Source organism: Vibrio sp. V12_P9A6T4, assembly GCF_963874835.1.
Classification (GTDB): domain Bacteria; phylum Pseudomonadota; class Gammaproteobacteria; order Enterobacterales; family Vibrionaceae; genus Vibrio; species Vibrio anguillarum.
The window spans coordinates 130779-149998 of sequence record NZ_CAWNJO010000060.1 but is presented as its reverse complement, the minus strand read 5'-3'; the positions used below and the strand labels follow the sequence as shown (position 1 = coordinate 149998).

General features: G+C 47.5%; 11 protein-coding genes. 3 read left to right on the top strand and 8 right to left on the bottom strand.

The genetic code is table 11. The annotated features are described in order from the left end of the window. Window positions 1–18: 18 nt before the first annotated feature. The 8 genes from AACQ42_RS10380 to fvtA all read right to left on the bottom strand — a co-directional run bounded on the left by AACQ42_RS10380 (window position 19) and on the right by fvtA (window position 8866). Window positions 19–711: an electron transport complex subunit E gene (locus AACQ42_RS10380; RefSeq protein WP_094165737.1), complete on the bottom strand. Its 693-nt coding sequence runs from the start codon at window positions 709–711 to the stop codon at window positions 19–21. Beyond that, window positions 704–1342, bottom strand: a complete 639-nt coding sequence (gene rsxG / locus AACQ42_RS10375) for an electron transport complex subunit RsxG (RefSeq protein WP_013857283.1) — start codon at window positions 1340–1342, stop codon at window positions 704–706. Before rsxG ends, AACQ42_RS10380 begins: the two co-directional genes overlap by 8 nt. Window positions 1343–1350: 8 nt before the next feature. Then, the gene (gene rsxD, locus AACQ42_RS10370; RefSeq protein WP_013857282.1) at window positions 1351–2397 is read right to left on the bottom strand and encodes an electron transport complex subunit RsxD; all 1047 of its coding nucleotides are present in this window, start codon (window positions 2395–2397) and stop codon (window positions 1351–1353) included. Continuing rightward, a complete protein-coding gene (gene rsxC / locus AACQ42_RS10365) occupies window positions 2397–4607 on the bottom strand; it encodes an electron transport complex subunit RsxC (protein WP_094165736.1) in 2211 nt (736 codons plus the stop codon). The genes rsxD and rsxC overlap by 1 nt, the downstream gene beginning before the upstream one ends. Before the next feature lie 8 nt (window positions 4608–4615). Beyond that, window positions 4616–5203, bottom strand: coding sequence for an electron transport complex subunit RsxB (rsxB, locus tag AACQ42_RS10360; RefSeq protein ID WP_094165735.1), 588 nt, complete (start codon window positions 5201–5203; stop codon window positions 4616–4618). Window position 5204: 1 nt separating this feature from the next. Then, window positions 5205–5786 carry an electron transport complex subunit RsxA gene (gene rsxA, locus AACQ42_RS10355; RefSeq protein WP_010318463.1) on the bottom strand — a complete coding sequence of 194 codons (582 nt, stop codon included), beginning with the start codon at window positions 5784–5786 and terminating at the stop codon, window positions 5205–5207. 157 nt (window positions 5787–5943) lie between these two features. After that, on the bottom strand, window positions 5944–6651 hold the full coding sequence (locus tag AACQ42_RS10350; protein WP_010318462.1) for a 4'-phosphopantetheinyl transferase family protein: 708 nt from the start codon (window positions 6649–6651) through the stop codon (window positions 5944–5946). A gap of 139 nt (window positions 6652–6790) precedes the next feature. Further along, on the bottom strand, window positions 6791–8866 hold the full coding sequence (fvtA, locus tag AACQ42_RS10345) for a TonB-dependent siderophore vanchrobactin receptor FvtA (RefSeq protein WP_094124255.1): 2076 nt from the start codon (window positions 8864–8866) through the stop codon (window positions 6791–6793). Between the two features lie 164 nt (window positions 8867–9030). Here fvtA and vabH point away from each other — a divergent pair, with 164 nt between their 5' ends. The 3 genes from vabH to vabF all read left to right on the top strand — a co-directional run bounded on the left by vabH (window position 9031) and on the right by vabF (window position 19179). Continuing rightward, window positions 9031–10371: a vanchrobactin esterase VabH gene (gene vabH, locus AACQ42_RS10340; RefSeq protein ID WP_094149153.1), complete on the top strand. Its 1341-nt coding sequence runs from the start codon at window positions 9031–9033 to the stop codon at window positions 10369–10371. A gap of 21 nt (window positions 10372–10392) precedes the next feature. Next, window positions 10393–10587, top strand: coding sequence for an MbtH family protein (locus tag AACQ42_RS10335; RefSeq protein WP_013857274.1), 195 nt, complete (start codon window positions 10393–10395; stop codon window positions 10585–10587). 105 nt (window positions 10588–10692) lie between these two features. Further along, window positions 10693–19179, top strand: coding sequence for a vanchrobactin non-ribosomal peptide synthetase VabF (vabF, locus tag AACQ42_RS10330; protein WP_094165734.1), 8487 nt, complete (start codon window positions 10693–10695; stop codon window positions 19177–19179). Window positions 19180–19220: the final 41 nt, after the last annotated feature.

The following is a 19220-nucleotide window of genomic DNA, read 5'->3' as shown; positions in this document are numbered from 1 at the left end:
AACTTCCTTATGATTTCGCTAAGCGTTAGTGACGCGTGCTCGTTCTATTACGGGCTTTTGTTCTTTAGGTTGGCGAGCAGCCAGATTTTTATCGATGATATTTTTAGCTGCAATCAAAAAGCCAACACCAATAAACGCTCCAGGCGGCAAGAGCGCAAGCAAGAAGCTGTTGTCAAAATGGAAGACCTCAATGCGTAAAATGGTTGCCCAATGACCCAGTAATAAATCAGCACCATCAAACAGTGTGCCATTGCCAATTACTTCACGCAGTGCGCCCAAAATGACCAGAATAGTGGTCATTCCGATGCCCATCCAAAATCCATCTTGTGCTGAAGGCAACACTGCATTTTTTGAGGCAAATGCTTCGGCGCGACCGATGATGATACAGTTGGTCACAATCAGAGGAATGAAGATCCCTAGCGATAGGTACAGGCCGTAAGCGTAGGCATTCATTAACAGTTGTACGCAAGTTACTAGTGCGGCGATGATCATCACAAACACAGGAATACGAACTTCTTTGGGGACATAATCTCGTACTAATGAGATGGTGACATTTGAACAGACGAGAACCAGCAATGTCGCAACGCCTAAACCTAGCGCATTCGTGACAGTGGAAGAAACCGCTAGTAAAGGGCACAGTCCAAGTTGTTGAACGAGCGCAGGGTTGTTGCTCCACATCCCGTTTTTAATCAGTGTCTTATGATCACTCATTGCTGGCTCCTTTACAGTCAAAAGGTTGTGCTAATAGTGCTTCTCGATGTTGATTCACAAACTGAGCGGTATTTTTCACCGCTTTGACGACGGCTCGCGGCGTAATCGTCGCTCCAGTAAACTGATCAAATTGTCCCCCATCTTTGCGCACTTTCCAAGTCTCGATATTTTGCTCAGTGACTTGCTTGCCAGTAAAGCTCAATATCCAATCAGTGACGCGTAAATCTATTTTGTCACCTAACCCCGGTGTTTCTTGATGAGACAGAACGCGAGTCCCTGTGATGGTACCATCGTGCTTGATGCCAATAATTACCTTGATCGCGCCGTTATAGCCATCAGGTGCGATGGCTTCAATAGCCAGTCCACTCGGTTCACCGTTTTGTGTGGCAATATAAGCGTGCATAGGTTGGTCTGTACCAAGTGCAGGATCAGTCACCAGTGTACAGGATTTGTACAGTTCGTTGTCGTGCAAACTGTGTGGGATCACTTGGTTTAAAATCGATTGCAGTTGAATCTGCTCTTGCTTGGTTATTTGATCTTTTGTTAGGTATTGGGTTAACGCTACCACACCTGTTGAAGCACAGGCAAAGATAGCGAGAATCAAACCGTTATTGCGAATGGCGGTTAACATAGCGCTCCTTAATGCCCGTAGGTTCGAGGTTTAGTGTAGTAATCAATCAGTGGGACACACATGTTGGCAAGTAATACAGCGAAGGCTACCCCGTCAGGGAAGCCTCCCCAGCTGCGGATAATGAAAATCATCATGCCAATAAATGCGCCGTAAATTAAGCGACCTTTGACGGTTGTGGAAGCGGTGACTGGATCGGTTGCGATGAAAAAAGCGCCGAGCATAGTCGCGCCCGAGAGCAAATGAAACAAGGGTGAGGCGGTTGCTCCCGGTTCAATAAGCGCAGTGAAAGCACTTGCCATTACTAAACCACACAGCACCGCAATCGGGATATGCCAGTTGATCACACGTAGTTTGATCAATAATAAGCCGCCAGCTAAATAGGCAAGGTTAACCCATTCCCAGCCAAGCCCAGCTAACCCACTAAATTGAGGCTGGCTCATCGCTTCATGCAGAGTCTCACCGTTATGTAATCCGGTTTTTACGGCGTCCAGCGGGGTGGCCATAGTGACACCATCGATACCCGTTCGGATTTGTTGTAGTGATAAACCTTCTACGTTGAAGCCACTGAAAATAAGTGAAAATGCATCACTAAACGAGATTGGATCAGGGGCTAATTCCGTTGGAGCAATCCAACTGGTCATCTGCACAGGGAAAGAGATAAGCAAAACCACATAAGCAATCATGGCGGGGTTGAATGGGTTTTGTCCTAGTCCGCCGTATAAGTGTTTTGCAATAATGATGGCAAAAATAAGGCCAATAAAGATAACCCACCAAGGGGACATCGGAGGAATGGCAATGGCCAGAAGCCAAGCGGTGACCACGGCGCTGTAATCTTTGATTGCCAACAGTGGTGAGCGCTTACGCAGTAGCATAACGGCAGATTCAAAAGCTAAAGCGATGATGATAGCGAGCATCAGTTGAATGAGAGTACCCCAACCAAAGAAGTAGCTTTGCGCGATAAGCCCCGGTAAGGCGCACAAGGCGACCCACTTCATCAGTTCTGATGTGCTGCGTTTGCTGTGTGCATGGGGGGAGCTGGCAATAAAAAAGGCCACTAATTATTCTCCTCAGAATTATGATTGTTTTTCGCTTGTGCCGTTTGCTGCTCGGCCTTGCGTGCTTTGGCGCGAGCAATGGCGGCAGCGACTGCCGCTTTTTTTGCATCCTCAGGTTGAGCAGGTACAGGTTCAAGCGTTGGCTGAGGTTCACTCGGCGCCGTTTGCTGCTCTGCCTTGCGTGCTTTGGCGCGAGCAATGGCGGCAGCGACTGCCGCTTTTTTGGCATCCTCAGGTTGAGTTGGTGCAGCTTCAAGCGTTGGTTGGGGATCACTCGGCGCCGTTTGCTGCTCTGCCTTGCGTGCTTTGGCGCGAGCAATGGCGGCAGCGACTGCCGCTTTTTTTGCATCCTCAGGTTGAGCAGGTACAGGTTCAAGCGTTGGCTGAGGTTCACTCGGCGCCGTTTGCTGCTCGGCTTTGCGTGCTTTTGCGCGAGCAATGGCAGCAGCGACTGCTGCTTTTTTATTATCACCAGTTTCTGCTGGTGGTGCATCAGCACTGGTTTGCTGCGCTTTTTTCTCGCGAGCTTGACGTTTGCGCTCTTCGCGCAATTTAACCATTTCAGCGTTATCTGGCTCGACTTGACCTGCTTGCAGTGCTTCGGCTTGCTTGGCTTTAGCGCGAGCAATAGCCGCAGCAACGGCGGGTTTTACGGTGCTTGGGTTGTTTTCTGTTTGTGCTTTTTGCGCTTGAACGCGAGCAATGGCCGCCGCAATCGCATCGTCGCCGCCTGTTTGTGTCATCTCTTGACGACGTTCATCGGCTGCTTTTTTGAAACGATTCTCGCGATCGGCTTTATCGCGTTCTAAACGTGCTTTTTTCTCTTCGAAACGCACTCTGGCGCGTTCAGCGGCTTCTGATTCTTGTTGGCGAGTTTTTATCTCGGCCTTGGCTTGACGATAGTATTGCACCAATGGAATTTCACTGGGGCAAACATAAGCACAAGCCCCGCACTCAATGCAATCTTTGAGGTTCAGTTCTTCACACTTATCATATTCTTCCGCTTTCGCGTGCCAGAACAGTTGCTGAGGTAATAAGGAGGCCGGGCAGGCTTCCGCGCACTGACCACAGCGAATGCAGGCCATTTCATTTTGTGAAGAGGCAATCTCTTTACGAGTGGGTGCCAGAATGCAGTTGGTGGTTTTGGTGATCGGAACTTGTGAATGAGGCAGGGTGAACCCCATCATCGGGCCGCCCATGATAAGACGCGGTAATTTTTTATCTGCCTTATAGCCAAATTGTTCGAGTAAATATTGTACGGGTGTGCCTAATAAAACCCAGACATTCCGGGGCTGTTTAAACGTATTGCCCGTTAAGGTGACTACGCGGTTAATCAGGGGTTCGCCATCCATGACGGCGCGTTTAATCGCGTAGATAGAGCCAACATTTTGTACCATCAAGCCAATATCGGCTGGAATTTTACCCGCAGGCACTTCTTGGTTGGTCAGCAATTTAATTAACTGCTTTTCACCACCTGAAGGGTATTTGGTTGGGATCACGCGGATCACGATGTCTTTATGTATTGCGGCGGCTTCTAACGCTTGAATTGCTTCTGGTTTGTTATCTTCAATACCGATGATGGTTAATTTGGGCCTAAGAATGTGCTCTACAATACTGATCCCATCGATGATCTCTGCGGCATGGTGCTGCATGAGTACATCATCGGCCGTGATGTAAGGTTCACATTCGGCGGCATTGATGATCAAAATATCAGTGCGAGCGAGGCCTGATTGCATTTTTTTTGCAGTAGGAAAACCGGCGCCGCCCAACCCAGAGATGCCAGCTTGACGAATGATTTCAATCAATTGCTCTGGGGAGTGTTGTCGATAATCAGCCAGTGGTGCGCGCACTGCCCACTCATCTTGTTGATCAGGCGTGATGACAATACACATTTCACTTAACCCAGAAGGGTGCGCCGTGGTGCGCGGTTCAATGGCGGTAATGATGCCAGAGGTTGAAGCGTGTACAGGCAACATGAAGGTTGAGGTGTATTGTGTCAGTGGTTGGCCTTTGAGTACTTTATCGCCAACGCTGACCAGTAAATCACCGGCTCGGCCAATATGCTGTTTGAGTGGCAAGACAATTTCTTGCGGTATACCGGCATGAGTCAGTGCCGTTTGATTTGATTGCTGTTTATTTTCTGGCGGGTGAATGCCTCCTGGGAAGTTCCAGAGAGTGCCAACTTTGATTTGTTCTATTAATGACAACATGCCAATCCTTAATTCACGCTTTTCTGCGCACGTGGGGCAGAGTCGGTAACATCAACAACAGGAATCGCGTTCATTTGCCACTTCCAAGTATCGGTCGTAGTTTCTACCGGGATCATTTCAATACAGTCCGTTGGGCAGGGAGCAACACACAGATCACAGCCAGTACATTCTGACTTGATCACGGTATGCAGAGCCTTAGTTCCACCAACAATGGCATCTACGGGACAAGCTTGAATGCATTTTGTACAACCGATGCACATATCTTCATGAATGAAGGCAACGGTTTTGACCTTATTATCAAGATCATGTGCAGACTCTTCGGCTTCAACGCCCATTAAGTCAGCCAATTTTTCAATGGTTGCTTGGCCGCCGGGCGGGCATTTATTGATTTTATCGCCATTGGCAATGGCTTGTGCATAAGGGCGACAGCCCGGATAGCCACATTGACCGCATTGTGTCTGCGGTAAAATCGCATCAATCTGATCGACGATAGGATCGGCTTCTACTTTAAAGCGGATAGAGGCAAAACCTAAGATAGCGCCAAACACAGCGGCCAATGCGACAAGTGCAAGAATAGCGATGAGTATTGTGCTCATATTACAACTTCACCAATCCTGTAAAACCCATGAAGGCGAGTGACATAAGACCTGCGGTTATCATAGCAATTGATGCGCCTTTGAAGGGCGTTGGTACGTCGGCTACGCCGATGCGTTCGCGCATGGAAGCAAACAGAATCAATACCAATGAGAATCCAACCGCGGCACCAAAACCATAAATAATGGATTGAATGAAGTTATGATTTTCGTTGATGTTGAGAAGCGCAACCCCAAGTACCGCACAGTTGGTGGTGATAAGAGGAAGGAAAATCCCGAGCAGGCGATATAACGTTGGGCTGGTTTTGTGTACCACCATTTCGGTGAACTGCACCACCACGGCGATCACTAAAATAAAGCTCATGGTGCGTAAGTACTCAATACCTAATGGTTTAAGAACATAGCTTTCTACTAAATACGCACACACTGACGCTAGAGTTAGCACGAAAGTCGTCGCTAACCCCATCCCTATTGCGGTTTCTAGTTTTTTTGATACGCCCATGAAAGGACATAGCCCTAGAAACTTTACCAGTACAAAGTTATTGACCAGTACAGTGCCGATTAATAACAAAAAATATTCGGTCATAGTTATATAAGTCTTAAGTTCCGATCTGGTGATTATCGTGCTTTGCCAAGCGAATAACAACCAAGGAAAGATAAGGTTTTATACCTTTGACGGAATTTTATACGCTGCTACGCCAGTATTAGGTTGATATGGGGCGTTATAAAGCAGTGTCAGCCGGCTATTTTTTATGTGTCGAAAAATGGGCTTGACTTAAATAACACCAAGTCAGTACATACTCACTGTCAGGCCAGTGGTAACCAACGCTGATTGTGTATGATGGATTTAAAAAAGGATGAAGATCAGTGTGAATCTGAAAAATGAGTCGTTTGGCGTGTTTGTCAACATGGATCAGTTCTACCACGTGAAAATCAAGAACCTGTTCAACCCATGGATAAATGGCTTTATAAATCGATTCTTTCGCGGAAAAAATCAGCGTAATAAAGCTCGCTAATTGGGCAAAGTGATGAGCAAAAATGTGCTCTGCGGGTGTCATTACTTGCTGGCGAATATCACTGAGCCATTCATCTCGTATGAGTTGTTCAATATCAATACCAAGAGCGGCACACGCTTGAGTCTGGTGAGTGGCGGCTGCGATAGCGTAGCCATGGCAATGGGATATTGAGCCTACGATATTTTGCGGCCAAACCGCTTGGTTCCCCTTGCCAATCTCTAACGTTAGCGACTGTGATTGATCCAGTTTGGTTAGGCAGTGTTTTGCACACATCCTGCCAGCTAAAAATTCACAATGGCGTTTTAGCACGGCTTGGTTTAAAGAAGAGGGCAGGGAGATCCCTTGCTCTTCAAGTTTATTTTTGTATTCAGGCAGATACTTCACTTCAAGCTGGTGGTATTGGATGAAAGATGGCCAGTTTGGAATGATGAGCATGCCTATGTTACCTATCGAGTGAGTGAACTTGTTCGATGCGTCGCCTGCGTGGTGACGTTTATCTCAGATTGAGTGAAAAATCACTCCCCCAGTCAAAAACAAAGTGTTGATGTCTAGGAGAGTGAGTCAGAGTGACTAACTAGAACTGGTAATCAGCGACTATGCCAAAGGTGCGTGGACCGCCGACTTCGTAGAGATCACTTTTCTGGCGAATCACGTACTCTTCATCAGTGACGTTTTTCACGTAAGCGCGAATAGTCAAATCGTTGAGAGTATAACCTGCATTCAGATTCAACACAGTGTAATCGCCAGCCGTTTTACTCTCTGTGTTGGCTAAATCGGTATAGTAATCAGAAACGTGGTTAACACGAGCACCAAAAAATAGACCAGAATCTAAGTGTTGCGTAAAGCCCGCACCTGCAGACAGTTTAGGAGCGTAACTGAACTCATTGCCTGAGAGATTGGTAGAGGTACCGGTTGGTCCTTCGCTGATGTCCGTTTTAAGAAGACCGACAAACGCAAACAGGTCGAGCCCAGAATCAAACCAGTAAGAGGCTTCAACTTCCGTACCGTAAGTTTTCCCTTTCGGTATATTGGTGATATAGGTATCGAAGCGTTTTCCGCTGTCACCAGAGACCGAAGTTTGATAATTTTTGTAGTCGTTGTAGAACAGGTTAGCAGTAAGATCCAGCTTGTCATCCAGGAAGCTTGAACGAGAACTTAGCTCGTAGCTCCAGACTTTTTCTTGTTCAAAAACAAAAACTTCTTCTTTGTACTCGTTATAGCCTAATCCACCGGCATTGTAGCCTTTACGGGCCGTAAGACCGAGGGTGGAGTGATCTGAGACATCAAGTAATAGACCAATTTTAGGCAATAGGATGCCGTCATCTTCATCGGCTTTAAAATCGAGTGGTAGGGTAGCGTGATCGAAATCTCGCTTCAGTTCATCTCTTTCATAACGTGCACCTAATAATAGCTGCCAGCGATTATCCAAACGAATTCTTGAGTCAAAGTAGATTGAGTTGGTTAAAACTTCATCTTTACGTTTTAATGAATCTGTTTCGGTGTATTGATCTTTGAAGAAGCTGGCTAGGCCTAGAATCGCATTGTACTTTTCATCAAGTGATTGATATGTAAGCTTTGCTTCTGCGGTGTAGTTATCTTCATCCACATCACCATACCAATTAGTATCAGGATAAGCTTTGAACTTGGTGGTGTAGTTACGATGGGCGACTAAAATATCCGTTGTCAGTTCATCATTAATCACATAATTGACGTCTAGGTTGATATTCCAGCTTTTGGTTTCTTGGCGACGCGTGCCACTTTTGCTATGCAGTTCAAGTGTGCCCGGCTTGGTAACGAAGTTGGTATATTGCCCCTCTTCATTACGGCTACCAACCGTTAGCTTGGCTGTTAGCTTGTCATTTCCTTGGGGTTTCCACAATAATTTACCACGGACATTATAGGATTCGAGCTCGGAAGGATCCCAAGGGTACTGATCGCCGTTAGGCAGAGAGTAATCGATAGGGGTATTGCCTTTGGTACCTTCGGCGGCAAGACGAAACGCTAAAGTATCTTCAACCAGAGGTGCCGACACGACCCCTGCGAGATGATATTTACTGTCTTCATTTTCATAACCAGCGCGAACTTTACCCTCACGGTGGAACGTTGGATCCTTAGTTTTGATCACAACCGCACCGGCAATACTATTTCGGCCTTGGTTGGTGGATTGCGGCCCTTTATAGACTTCCACTTGTTCTGTATCCCACAGTCCAGCTTTACCAAACGCTTCTCCAGACCAAGATTCAGACACGCCGTCTACCGTGGTATTGACGCGAGGTGTTGCGCCTGTCATGAAGGTTAGAAAACCTTCGCCAGGGCCACGTCCATCGACCCCACGAATGTGTGGAATGCCCGAAGGTGCATTGAGTACGTTTGGTACGCGGTCGAGCAGATCGTAGTAATCTCGGCTTTCACCATCATCCACTTCATCGGTGAATAGGGTGAGCGAACTGGTATTTTCGGCCAGTGTTCCTCCCAATTTCTCACCTACCACAACCACAGTATCTTGCTTTTTCTGTGGCTCTTTTTTTTCGAGCTGTTCCGCGACAACATTTGCGCTAGTACTCACGCAGAGGATGCCAATCAGTGTGGCGAGTTGAGTCTTATTGATATTTCTGACTGCCTTACCGTTATTCATATCCATGGGCTTCATGACCTAAAAGTTCCTTAATAGAAAAAATGATGTTGCTGCAACCATTATTGAATCAACTGTTGCTAGTTGTAATGTTAATGATAATTGTTATTATTTGCAATATCATCAATGCGGTTTTATGCTACTTAGTTTCTATGTTTCAAAAATACTAGGCTTGATATGGGGTGGTTTTAGTAATGGTTGTTAATCAGGAGAGCTCACAAGAGAGGGCTGAGCTCAATGGGGTGTTGGCCCGTTTTATTCAAGAGGGCGGCTCTATTGGTGACGAGCCTTGGTGGGCACATGTGCAATCGATCGGCATGCCTTATGTGATTGAAATAAATGGCGAATATGCAAAGGTTCTTTTTTTATGGCGTGAGCCGAAGCCGAGTGTGGCCGCAAATCAAGCGATCTACGTTGATATTAATGGTGTCACCGATCATCACAGTTTTTCGATGGCGAAGTTTACTCATATCGATAATACCGATGTGTGGTTTTATATCGATAGCGTCAAACTGAGTTGGCGAGGAGGGTATTCTTTTATTCCTGTCCCAGAAGCGTTAGTGCAGCCGAGTTACCAAGGTTCATACGATGCAATGCGCCACCAACATCGGCAATGGCTACGCTCCATTTTTCCACTGAGTTGCGCTGATCCACTGGCTCAAAATGATTTGTCAAAATGCGAGTGGGGGCGCGCGAAAACACCTTGTCATATGCCTAAAGCGCTTACGCAAACAGAGTGGCTCGGTTTCGATTCAGCGCAAGGTCAGTGCTTCAAAAGTGCTGATTCGACCTTTACTTGGAGCAGCACTTTGCTCGGTACATCGCGTGAGATTTGGCTTTATTCGACCGCGCAAAGACCCACCACTGAGCCGTTACCTTTGGTGTTGATGCTGGATGGCCGTTTTTGGTCTCAATCGATGCCGGTTTATGAGGCTCTTTCACAGGCGACCCACAGTGGAAAGCTTCCAGCGGCGCTCTATGTGTTGATTGATGAAATTAGCGCTCAACAACGCAGTGATGATCTCAGCTGTAATCCGCTGTTTTGGCAAGCCGTGATGGAGGAGTTACTCCCCTCGATTAACGAGCGCGTCAGAGTAACCCGCGATGCAGACCAAACGGTGATCGTAGGCCAGAGTTTAGGAGGCTTAGCGGCAATGTACGCAGCATTACACTGGCCGCAGCGATTCGGTTCTGTGGTTTGTCAATCGGGTTCATTTTGGTGGCCCGATTTCTCGATCGTTAAACCCCCCAGTGAATATTGTCCACCGAAAAGCGACTCGCGATTAAGCAAAATGAGCCAAGAGGTACATCAAGGTTTAGGTGCCAATTCACGTCTTGCGCTTTTCCTCGAAGTGGGTAGCGGTGAAGACATCATGATCGATTTAAGTCGAGATCTATACCAACAGTTGGCTTCACAACAGCATCGGATTCAATTTCGTCTGTTTGACGGCGGTCATGACCGACTCTGTTGGCGCGGCGGGATCATCGATGGCTTGTCATATGTTTTAGAACCTTATCTTTAACTTTCAGCGGTAGAGAGAAATATGTCAGAAAAATACACCAACCCTTTTGATGAATCTAAGCATCAATTTTTAGTGCTGATCAATTCGCATAATCAATACAGTTTATGGCCAGAATTCAAAGCCATTCCCGCTGGTTGGCAAGCCATCCTTGGACCGAGGTCAAAACAAGAGTGTTGCAACTACATCGAAGCTCAGTGGTTAGATATTCGAGCTTAAACCAAACGAGTTTTGACTCCTGCAATAGCGGCGCTGTTCATTCATGCTTGTTAAGCGGGGTAACAAAAAGGGACATAGGCAATGACTTTTGTTAGGAATAAAGAGATGTACAACTCATCAGTGCAAGAGGATCAGTGGCCTCTTATCGGTACACAGCAAGGTATTTGGTTTGCCGAGCAGATGATGCCCAATCCAGAGCAATTTAATGTTGCCCACTACGTGGTGATTCAAGGTCAAATCGATATTGAGTTATTTTCAAACGCGGTAGCCATCGGCTTGCAAGGCGTTGATTCCCTTCACTGCCATTATTTAGAGAGCGATGGCAGCGTGAGGCAGCAGTTTTATCCAGCGGATGAAGAAGGGCAGTGGCTTGAAATCCTCGACTTTTCACAAGCCGCCTTGCCAGAAGAGTCGGCTCGGGAGTGGATGAAGCACGATCTTGCGCAGCGGTTGGACATTTCATCAAGAAAGAGACGTTTCCGACACTGTTTAATTGATGTTGGTTCAAGCAATGCACCGCAATGGTTTTGGTATCAACGTTACCATCATATTGATGTGGATGGGTTCAGTGTGAATGCCATCAGTCAATACATCTGCCAACTTTATAACCATTGGCGGATTGGCGCTGCGAAACCTCAAGAGTTCAGCGCTTTTAGTAATGTAATTCAGGAATATCAGCAATTTTTAGACTCAGCAGCGCGCCAGAAGGCGTACGACTTTTGGCAAACGCAAGCGGCTCATTTACCCAATGTTATTTCGCTCACCACAGGTAGCGCAGCCAATACATCATCGAGCACCATCACTCACACCGTGCCATTAATCGGTGGAGAGTGGTTAACTCGCTATAGTCCACAGTTGTTACCCGCCGAGCTTGCGATGGCGATGGTATTTGCTTATCTCCATTTACATTCTGGGCAAGAGCAAGTGTGTGTCGGTGTCCCCTTTATGCGCCGAATGGGCAATGCCGCCACTTGTGCCGCTGGTGCGGTAGTGAATGTACTGCCGGTGGCGCTGTCACTTCATCCACAAATGAGCATTATTGATGTGGCGCGAGAGATGAATAAAACCATCCGCCAAGTTCGTCGCCACCAGATGTATGACGCTGAGCAGATCCAACGTGATTTGGGATTAGTAGGCCAGCCGCTCTATGGCCCTATACTCAACTTTAAACCCTTTGAAGCTGCACTGAGTTTATCTGGCGTAGATACTGAGACACATATCCTCTCGGCAGGTCCGATTGATGAGATTGAATTTTCGCCAGTGCTCGATGGTCAGACACTGAGTATTAATATCACGGCCAACAGCACCAAATATAGCCAAGAGTCATTAGAACTTCATGCCGCTCGTTTCGTTGCGATGGTAGAGCAGATTGCCAACCATCCAACACAGCCACTTGATTTGGTAGAGTTAATCCCGCCGAGCGAGAAGCAGCAGATTGCTTTGTGGTCGGTGGGGCCACAACATGAACATGAAACAGAGCAAACTGTGCTGGATGTATGGCAGCAGACTGTTGAGAGCAAGCCAAACGAAGATGCCTTGGTGTTTAAACAGCAGCGTTGGACATTTGATGCCTTCAATCACCTTATTGAAACTCGAGCGGATCAACTGATTACCGCAGGCTTGCGCCAAGGCGATATTGCCGGTGTCGCGTTACGACGTGGGCCTGAAAGCGTCGTGACTATGCTAGCGATTTTGCGAGCGGGTGCGATTTACCTGCCTATCGATCTTGATTATCCCATAGAACGTATTGAATCGATTGTTGAACAAGCACGTCCTTGGTGCTTAGTTGTGGAGGAGGATGAGCAAAACATGGCTTATTCATCGATAAGCTACGTCCCTAGGTTTATTGCTCTTCCTGAATTGGCTCGCATTCACACAGCGCCACAACCCAAACCGACGATCAGTCACAGCGACGTGGCTTATATCATCTTTACTTCAGGTTCGACTGGTCACCCGAAAGGGGTCATGAACACACATGGAGCGCTGTTGAATTTACTGCGCTCTCATCAAGGTTCGATTTTTTCTGCGGCTATCAGAAAACTGGTGACACGTCGTCAGTTACCAGAACAAGCTATTACTGTTCGTGCAGCGCATACGACGTCATTCTCCTTCGATGCTTCTTGGGAGCAAGTACTCTGGATGTTGTCTGGGCATACTATGTATTTGTATGACGATGAACAACGGAAAGACGCCTACGAACTGGTTCAGTGTGTTGCTGAAGATAATATCGATGCTCTTGATTTACCACCTTTACTGTTTGATCAAATGCTCGATAGTGGATTAATGACGAGCGATCACGTGCCGACGTTAGTTTTGATTGGTAGTGAAGCCATACCACAAAAGCTTTGGTTCCGTGTGAGTGAGTTTCCCGAACTGCTGGTGGAAAACTTTTATGGACCAACAGAATTTACGGTTGATGCGATCAGCGCTTCGCTTGATGCAGATGCATCGCCTGTCATTGGTCGACCGATTGCCGGTGCTTGTGTTTACGTGCTTGATGAAAATTTAGAGCCTGTCGCTATTGGTGAGGTGGGTGAGCTTTATTTATCGGGTGCGGGGTTAGCAAAGGGCTACCTCAACCAGCCAAGTATGACAGCAGAACGTTTTGTGGCGAACCCCTTTGCGTATGGCAAGATAATGTACCGCACTGGTGATTTGGTGAAGTGGCGAGACAATGGGTTACTGGATTTTGTTGGCCGGTGTGATCACCAAATCAAAATTCGCGGTTTTCGTATTGAATTGGGCGATGTAGAAAGTGCTATTAATGCGATTGATGGTGTTAATACGACGGTAGTCGTAGCAGAGCCTGTTGGCGATACTCATCGTTTATTGGCTTACTGTACTTTAGAGAAAGGGACTCAGGGTGAGTCAGTTCAACCCGCGTTCACAGAGCAAAGACTGCAAAGTCTTATCGCACAGGCGCTGCCTGACTATATGCAGCCAACCAATGTGATGATCTTGGATGCTTTCTCTTTGAATGTGAATGGGAAAATCGATAGAAAAGCGCTCCCTAAGTACTCGGCAGGCACGCGTAGCGAACGCGTGGCCCCAATAACCCAACCAGAGCAGCTGTTATGTGATGCGATCACCGAGCTACTCGGTGTCAGTGACGTAGGAATGTCAGATGACTTCTTTAACCTAGGCGGGGACAGTATTTCGGCAATGAGCCTTGGGACGCGATTGCGAACGGCGGGCTATGATCTACGACCCAAAGCTATTTTTGCAGCCCGTCAACTGGGTATGATGGCGGGCCAAATGGTGCCACTACAGCAACAACAGCGCGAGAAACAAGAAGGCATTATTCGGCCTCTGCCTATGTGGCAATGGTTTGAGGAGACATTTTCTAATACAACCAGTTATGTGCAAAGTGTGCTTGTTGAGGTGGAAAGCGAAACCCAATTAGCGCACTTGCAAGCCAGTTTAGTGCAACTGGTCGCCAACCATTCCGTGTGTCGCTTGGTCCAAAAAGAGCAGCAATACCATATTGAGGCGCTGCAAAATCTTGATGTAAAAAACTGGGTTGAATCGGTTTCGGTTGAGAGGCTAGATGGCCCCGTGTTGGACAGTCTGTTTAGCCAGCGCAGTCAGTCGATGTCAATATCATCGGGTCAGCTATTACGCTTGATGATGATAACGGAGCGCAGTGGGCGTAAAAGTCTCATGATCCTTGCTCACCATTTCCTTATCGATGGTGTCTCTTGGCGAATATTGCTTCCGCAGTTGCAGGCATTAACTCAAGCACAAGTCACAGGTGAAGTAGCGGTGATTTCTGAGGAGGTTACCGGTATCCATTGTTGGTCAAAAGCGCTGTATCAACATTTAGCGGTCGCTGCTGCGCAAATGCCATTTTGGCGAGCGCAGGCACAGCGTGCTGTTGCTCCCATCAAGGATACTGTCGATAAAATACGCATGACGCATTGGCGTACGCCACTCTCTCATGCCGTTACGCAGCCGTTATTGGAATTACCCACACACCAGACGAATCTCGATATTGAAGAGATGCTATTAGCCGCGGTCACGGGGGCGATCGCAAGACTTTATGGGTGTGAAGAGATTAAAGTGAACGTCGAATCTCATGGCCGTGAAGAGTGTAAAGAGGAGATCGATCTCAACCAAACTCTAGGGTGGTTTACCACCGAATATCCGTTGATCATTAACGTGCCAAAGCAGGGTGATTACCGCGAACGGTTACGTGAAGTGAAGCAAAGTAAGCGCAGTGTGAAAGATAAAGGGCTAGGTTATATGGTGCTGCGCTATCTTGATAATCCGTATCGAGACGAGTTACGCACGCTGGCGAATACACGCCAACCGTCACTGCTGTTTAATTACCTTGGTCGTTTCCAAAGCAGCGATGGTCAGTGGTCACCACAGCAATATAGTGGGCAGTTTGCCGATACATTTGCTGTCACCTTAAACAGTGAACGGGCATTGCAGCATCCCTTAGAGCTAAATATTTTCGTCGAAGAATCGGTAACGCCGCGATTGGTGCTCAACTGGTCTTGGAATGCTCATCTGTTCAGCCAACAGGAAATGGTGTCGTTGAGCCAACAGATTGAAAGTGAGCTGCTCAAAATACAGCAAGCGCTACAAGTTGGCGATAGTGCTGAGTTGGACCTCTCTGTACCTGCCGACTATACCGAGCCGGGAATCACACTGCGACAAGCGAGCCTATTGCAACACCACTATGGCAAGTTAGCGGATGTACTGCCAGCATTGCCTTTACAAGAAGGATTACTGTTCCAATCTCAATTAGGGGATAAAAATAGCAGTTATAACTCCACCACGCGTCTTACTTTCCAAGGTCAACTGTCTGAACATCGCGTGAGCGAAGCGCTTAATGCGGTGATTAGGCGTCATCCGCAGTTGCTCGCTCGATTTGATAGTTCGATATTGGGGCGCATCGTACAGGTGATGACGCAGGTTAACCCAAGCTGGCCACTGACACGTTATGACATAACAAATATGAGTGGTGATGAGCAAAGCGCGTTGATTGATCAGCTAGAGAAGCAAGAGCTAAGCCGCCAGTTTGACCTTAACGATCCTACCCACAGCTTATTGCAGGCCCAGTTGATTTTTCATGGTGATCAGCAAAGCACACTGCTCCTTTCAGCACATCATCTGGTGGTCGATGGCTGGTCAACGCCGATTTTATTGAATGATTTTCTTAGTGCATACGCCCAAGGGGTCTCGAACTTACCTCCGGTAACCGTCGGTTATGCTCACGTTGTGAGCCAGCTAACGCAGCGCGATAAAACTGTTGCGACCGAGCTTTGGGGCAAAGTATTAGCTGATGTTCAGCCGTGTATGGCTTTTGATGATATTCCACTTAGCGAGGAAGTTAACGAGCATCAGTTATGGCTATCAAAGCATAAAACGGATCAGTTAAATCAGTGTTTACGACATCATGGCTTAACCATGAGCACCTTAATGCAAGGCCTTTGGGCGAGTATTCTCGCCAGCATGACGGGCCGCGAAGAGGTGGTTTTTGGTACGCCAATCTCTGGTCGGTTCAGTCGTATTGCCGGTATTGATGAACAGATAGGGTTATTCAGTAATACGGTGCCTGTCCGTGTGACACTGCAACCTCACCTTAGTTTGAGTGAGCAATTAAAAGCGCACCAAGCGATCCAAATCCAATTACTGGAGCACGATGAACTTGGCTTGGGTGAGATCCAGCAACTGGTGGGTGGAAAAACACTCTTTGATACCTTGCTGGTGGTCGAAAACTATCCAGATCATAGCCGTTGGTACCAGCAAGATTTTAGTGGCGCGAAATTAATGGCTATCCACAACCGTGGCTATACCCATTATCCATTAACCATTCTCGTCTTACCGGGAGAGCAACTGCATATCCTGTTTGAATATCGAGACCGAGTCGGCGTAGCAAAACAGATCGTACAACGATTTGAGCAAATGCTGGATGAGTTTATGGTATCGAGTGATAAGCCTTTCGCTGAATGGGATCTGCGGTTAAGTGGCGAAATTGAATTGCAGCAACGCGTCAACCAGACCAAAACCGCCGTTGAACGCACGACACTGCGTGATTTGATGATCACGCAGCAACAACGTTCTCCACATCAGTTGGCTTTAATTGATAGTGAGCACCGTTTTACCTATCAAGCACTGGCTGAGCAGGTGGCCGCTATTGCCGATTTGCTGCTTCAGCAAGGTGTTAAGGCCGGGGATATTGTTGCCGTTGCCTTGCCACGCAGCGCAACCTTGAGCTTGGCGATCTACAGTATTATTGAATGTGGTGCGGCTTATTTACCGTTGGATGTTGGTTATCCAGATGAGCGCTTGGCCTACATGATCAATGATGCTAAGCCTGCACTGATCATCACTTGCTCTTCATTCACCTCACGTTTTGAAGGTTTAGCGGCGCTATTGTTGTTGGATAAGTTACCAGCCCCCGTGCGCGCAGAGCGGCAGAATCGCGCAGATGGGCTTACCCCCTCAAATGCGGCTTACTTGCTTTACACTTCAGGTTCAACGGGTAACCCCAAAGGGGTGTTGGTTTCTCATCAAGCGATTGTCAACCGATTGAAGTGGATGCAGCACCAATATCCCTTGAGCTCTGAGGATGTGGTATTGCAAAAAACGCCTTGCAGTTTTGATGTCTCCGTGTGGGAGTTTTTCTGGCCCTTACTGGAAGGGGCGAGCTTAGTGATGGCTCCGGCTGAAGCGCATAAAGACCCTGAATGGTTATTGCAAATAATTGACGATTATCATGTGACCACGATGCACTTTGTACCTTCAATGCTGGCAGCTTTCATGGCCTCAATTGAAGCAACTCACCTAATGGGTTTCACTGTAGCACCAAGCCTCAAGCAAGTATTTTGCTCAGGTGAAGCGCTTGCGAAAGAGCTCTGCCATCAGTACGCACGTAGAATTAATGCACCGTTGCATAACTTGTACGGCCCGACGGAAGCGGCGGTTGACGTGACTTATTATCCAGCTTACGGCGAGGCATTAAACGCAAGCGTTGGCCGTAGTGCACCGATTGGTTTACCGGTATGGAACACCCAAGTTTATGTGCTCGATAGCTTTTTAAGAGCTGTACCAATCGGTGTGCCGGGCGAGCTCTATCTTGCTGGCGAGCAATTAGCCATCGGTTACTTTAATCGCAGTGCATTAACGGCGGATCGGTTTATCGCCAATCCGTTTACTTGTGGCGAGCGAATGTACCGCACTGGTGATGTCGTACGTTGGTTAGCGTGTGGCTCGATTGAGTATTTAGGACGCAGTGATGATCAGATAAAAATTCGCGGGCAGCGTGTGGAACTGGGTGAAATTGAAAGCGCATTACAGGCACTTCCTGCGGTAAAACAAGCGGTGGTCTGTGCTCAGACGCTCTCTACTCATTCAGGTATGTTGGGCGCTGATGAACGGCAAATTATCGGTTACGTCATCGCGCATGATATGAGCGTAACGAATGGCGAGAAGCTACGCGCTGAACTTTCCGAACATTTACCAGCCCATATGGTTCCGGCGGCTATCGTGTTACTGGATCACTATCCGCTTAGCGCCAACGGCAAGCTAGATAAAAAAGCATTACCGCGGCCAAATGACCTCGCGGCACGAGTAGGGCGCAAGGCTCATCCGGGCCTTGAAACACAATTGGTGAGCTTATTTGCTCAAGTATTGGCTGTCGAAACATTGTTTGCTGATGATGATTTCTTTACGTTCGGCGGGCATTCACTGCTGGCGATGAAACTAGCGGCAGATATTCGAAGAGCGCTAAACCTACCTGTCACAGTGGGTCAAATCATGGTCAATCCTACGGTGGAGAAACTGGCGAGTTTGTTACTGGATGACGATGCTTTTAACGACCCAACCTTAGCTGGTTTTGGCGAAGTACTACCTATCCGTGCCGGAAGTGGCCCAGCACTTTTTTGCGTCAACTCTGCTTCTGGCTTTGCTTGGCAATACACAGGGCTACCTAAATATCTGACAGGACATTATCCCATTTATGGTTTGCAATCACCTCGGCCCGGCGGAGCGATGGCGACCAGTGAAACGATGGAAGAAGTGTGTGATCGTTTATTACCCGTCTTAAGAGAGATACAGCCATTTGGACCTTATCATCTATTAGGCTATTCATTTGGCGGGATTGTGGCACAAAAATTGGCCGCGAAACTTCAACAACAAGGTGAAGAGGTGCACTTTTTAGGGTTACTGGATACCTATCCACCGGAAGGTCAGAACTGGGATGGCCCGATGGATGAAGAAGAGCAGTACGAAATTGAGCGTGAAAAAGAGCAGTTTCTGGCCATCAATGAGCTAACCGACATTGAATTAGATGAGCAACGTTTGGCGATGTTCAATGAGATTACCGCTAACTATGAAGATGCGGTACGTCTACTTGCACAGGCACAAACGTCTGATTATCAAGGTCCGGCCCACCTTTTCGTGGCGCAGCGCACGGTGCCAGATGGTTATGATATTGATGCTCATTGGCAATCTTTTGTCGGCCAGTTGATTAAACATCAGTTTGATTGTTCACATGAAGATATCTTGGCCCCAGAAAATGTACGCCAGATTGGCGAATGTTTAAATACGCTGCTGGAGTCGAAGGCTGCACTGAAAAAATAACAAAAACCACCATCGACGAAACCAGTGCGTATCAAGGCTAG

Bases quoted from the DNA above. Each gene is read 5' to 3' on its own strand.
- AACQ42_RS10380 (WP_094165737.1), bottom strand. From the start codon at position 711: ATGAGTGATCATAAGACACTGATTAAAAACGGGATGTGGAGCAACAAC.
- rsxG (WP_013857283.1), bottom strand. From the start codon at position 1,342: ATGTTAACCGCCATTCGCAATAACGGTTTGATTCTCGCTATCTTTGCC.
- rsxC (WP_094165736.1), bottom strand. From the start codon at position 4,607: ATGTTGTCATTAATAGAACAAATCAAAGTTGGCACTCTCTGGAACTTC.
- rsxB (WP_094165735.1), bottom strand. From the start codon at position 5,203: ATGAGCACAATACTCATCGCTATTCTTGCACTTGTCGCATTGGCCGCT.
- rsxA (WP_010318463.1), bottom strand. From the start codon at position 5,786: ATGACCGAATATTTTTTGTTATTAATCGGCACTGTACTGGTCAATAAC.
- AACQ42_RS10350 (WP_010318462.1), bottom strand. From the start codon at position 6,651: ATGCTCATCATTCCAAACTGGCCATCTTTCATCCAATACCACCAGCTT.
- fvtA (WP_094124255.1), bottom strand. From the start codon at position 8,866: ATGAAGCCCATGGATATGAATAACGGTAAGGCAGTCAGAAATATCAAT.
- AACQ42_RS10335 (WP_013857274.1), top strand. From the start codon at position 10,393: ATGTCAGAAAAATACACCAACCCTTTTGATGAATCTAAGCATCAATTT.
- vabF (WP_094165734.1), top strand. From the start codon at position 10,693: ATGTACAACTCATCAGTGCAAGAGGATCAGTGGCCTCTTATCGGTACA.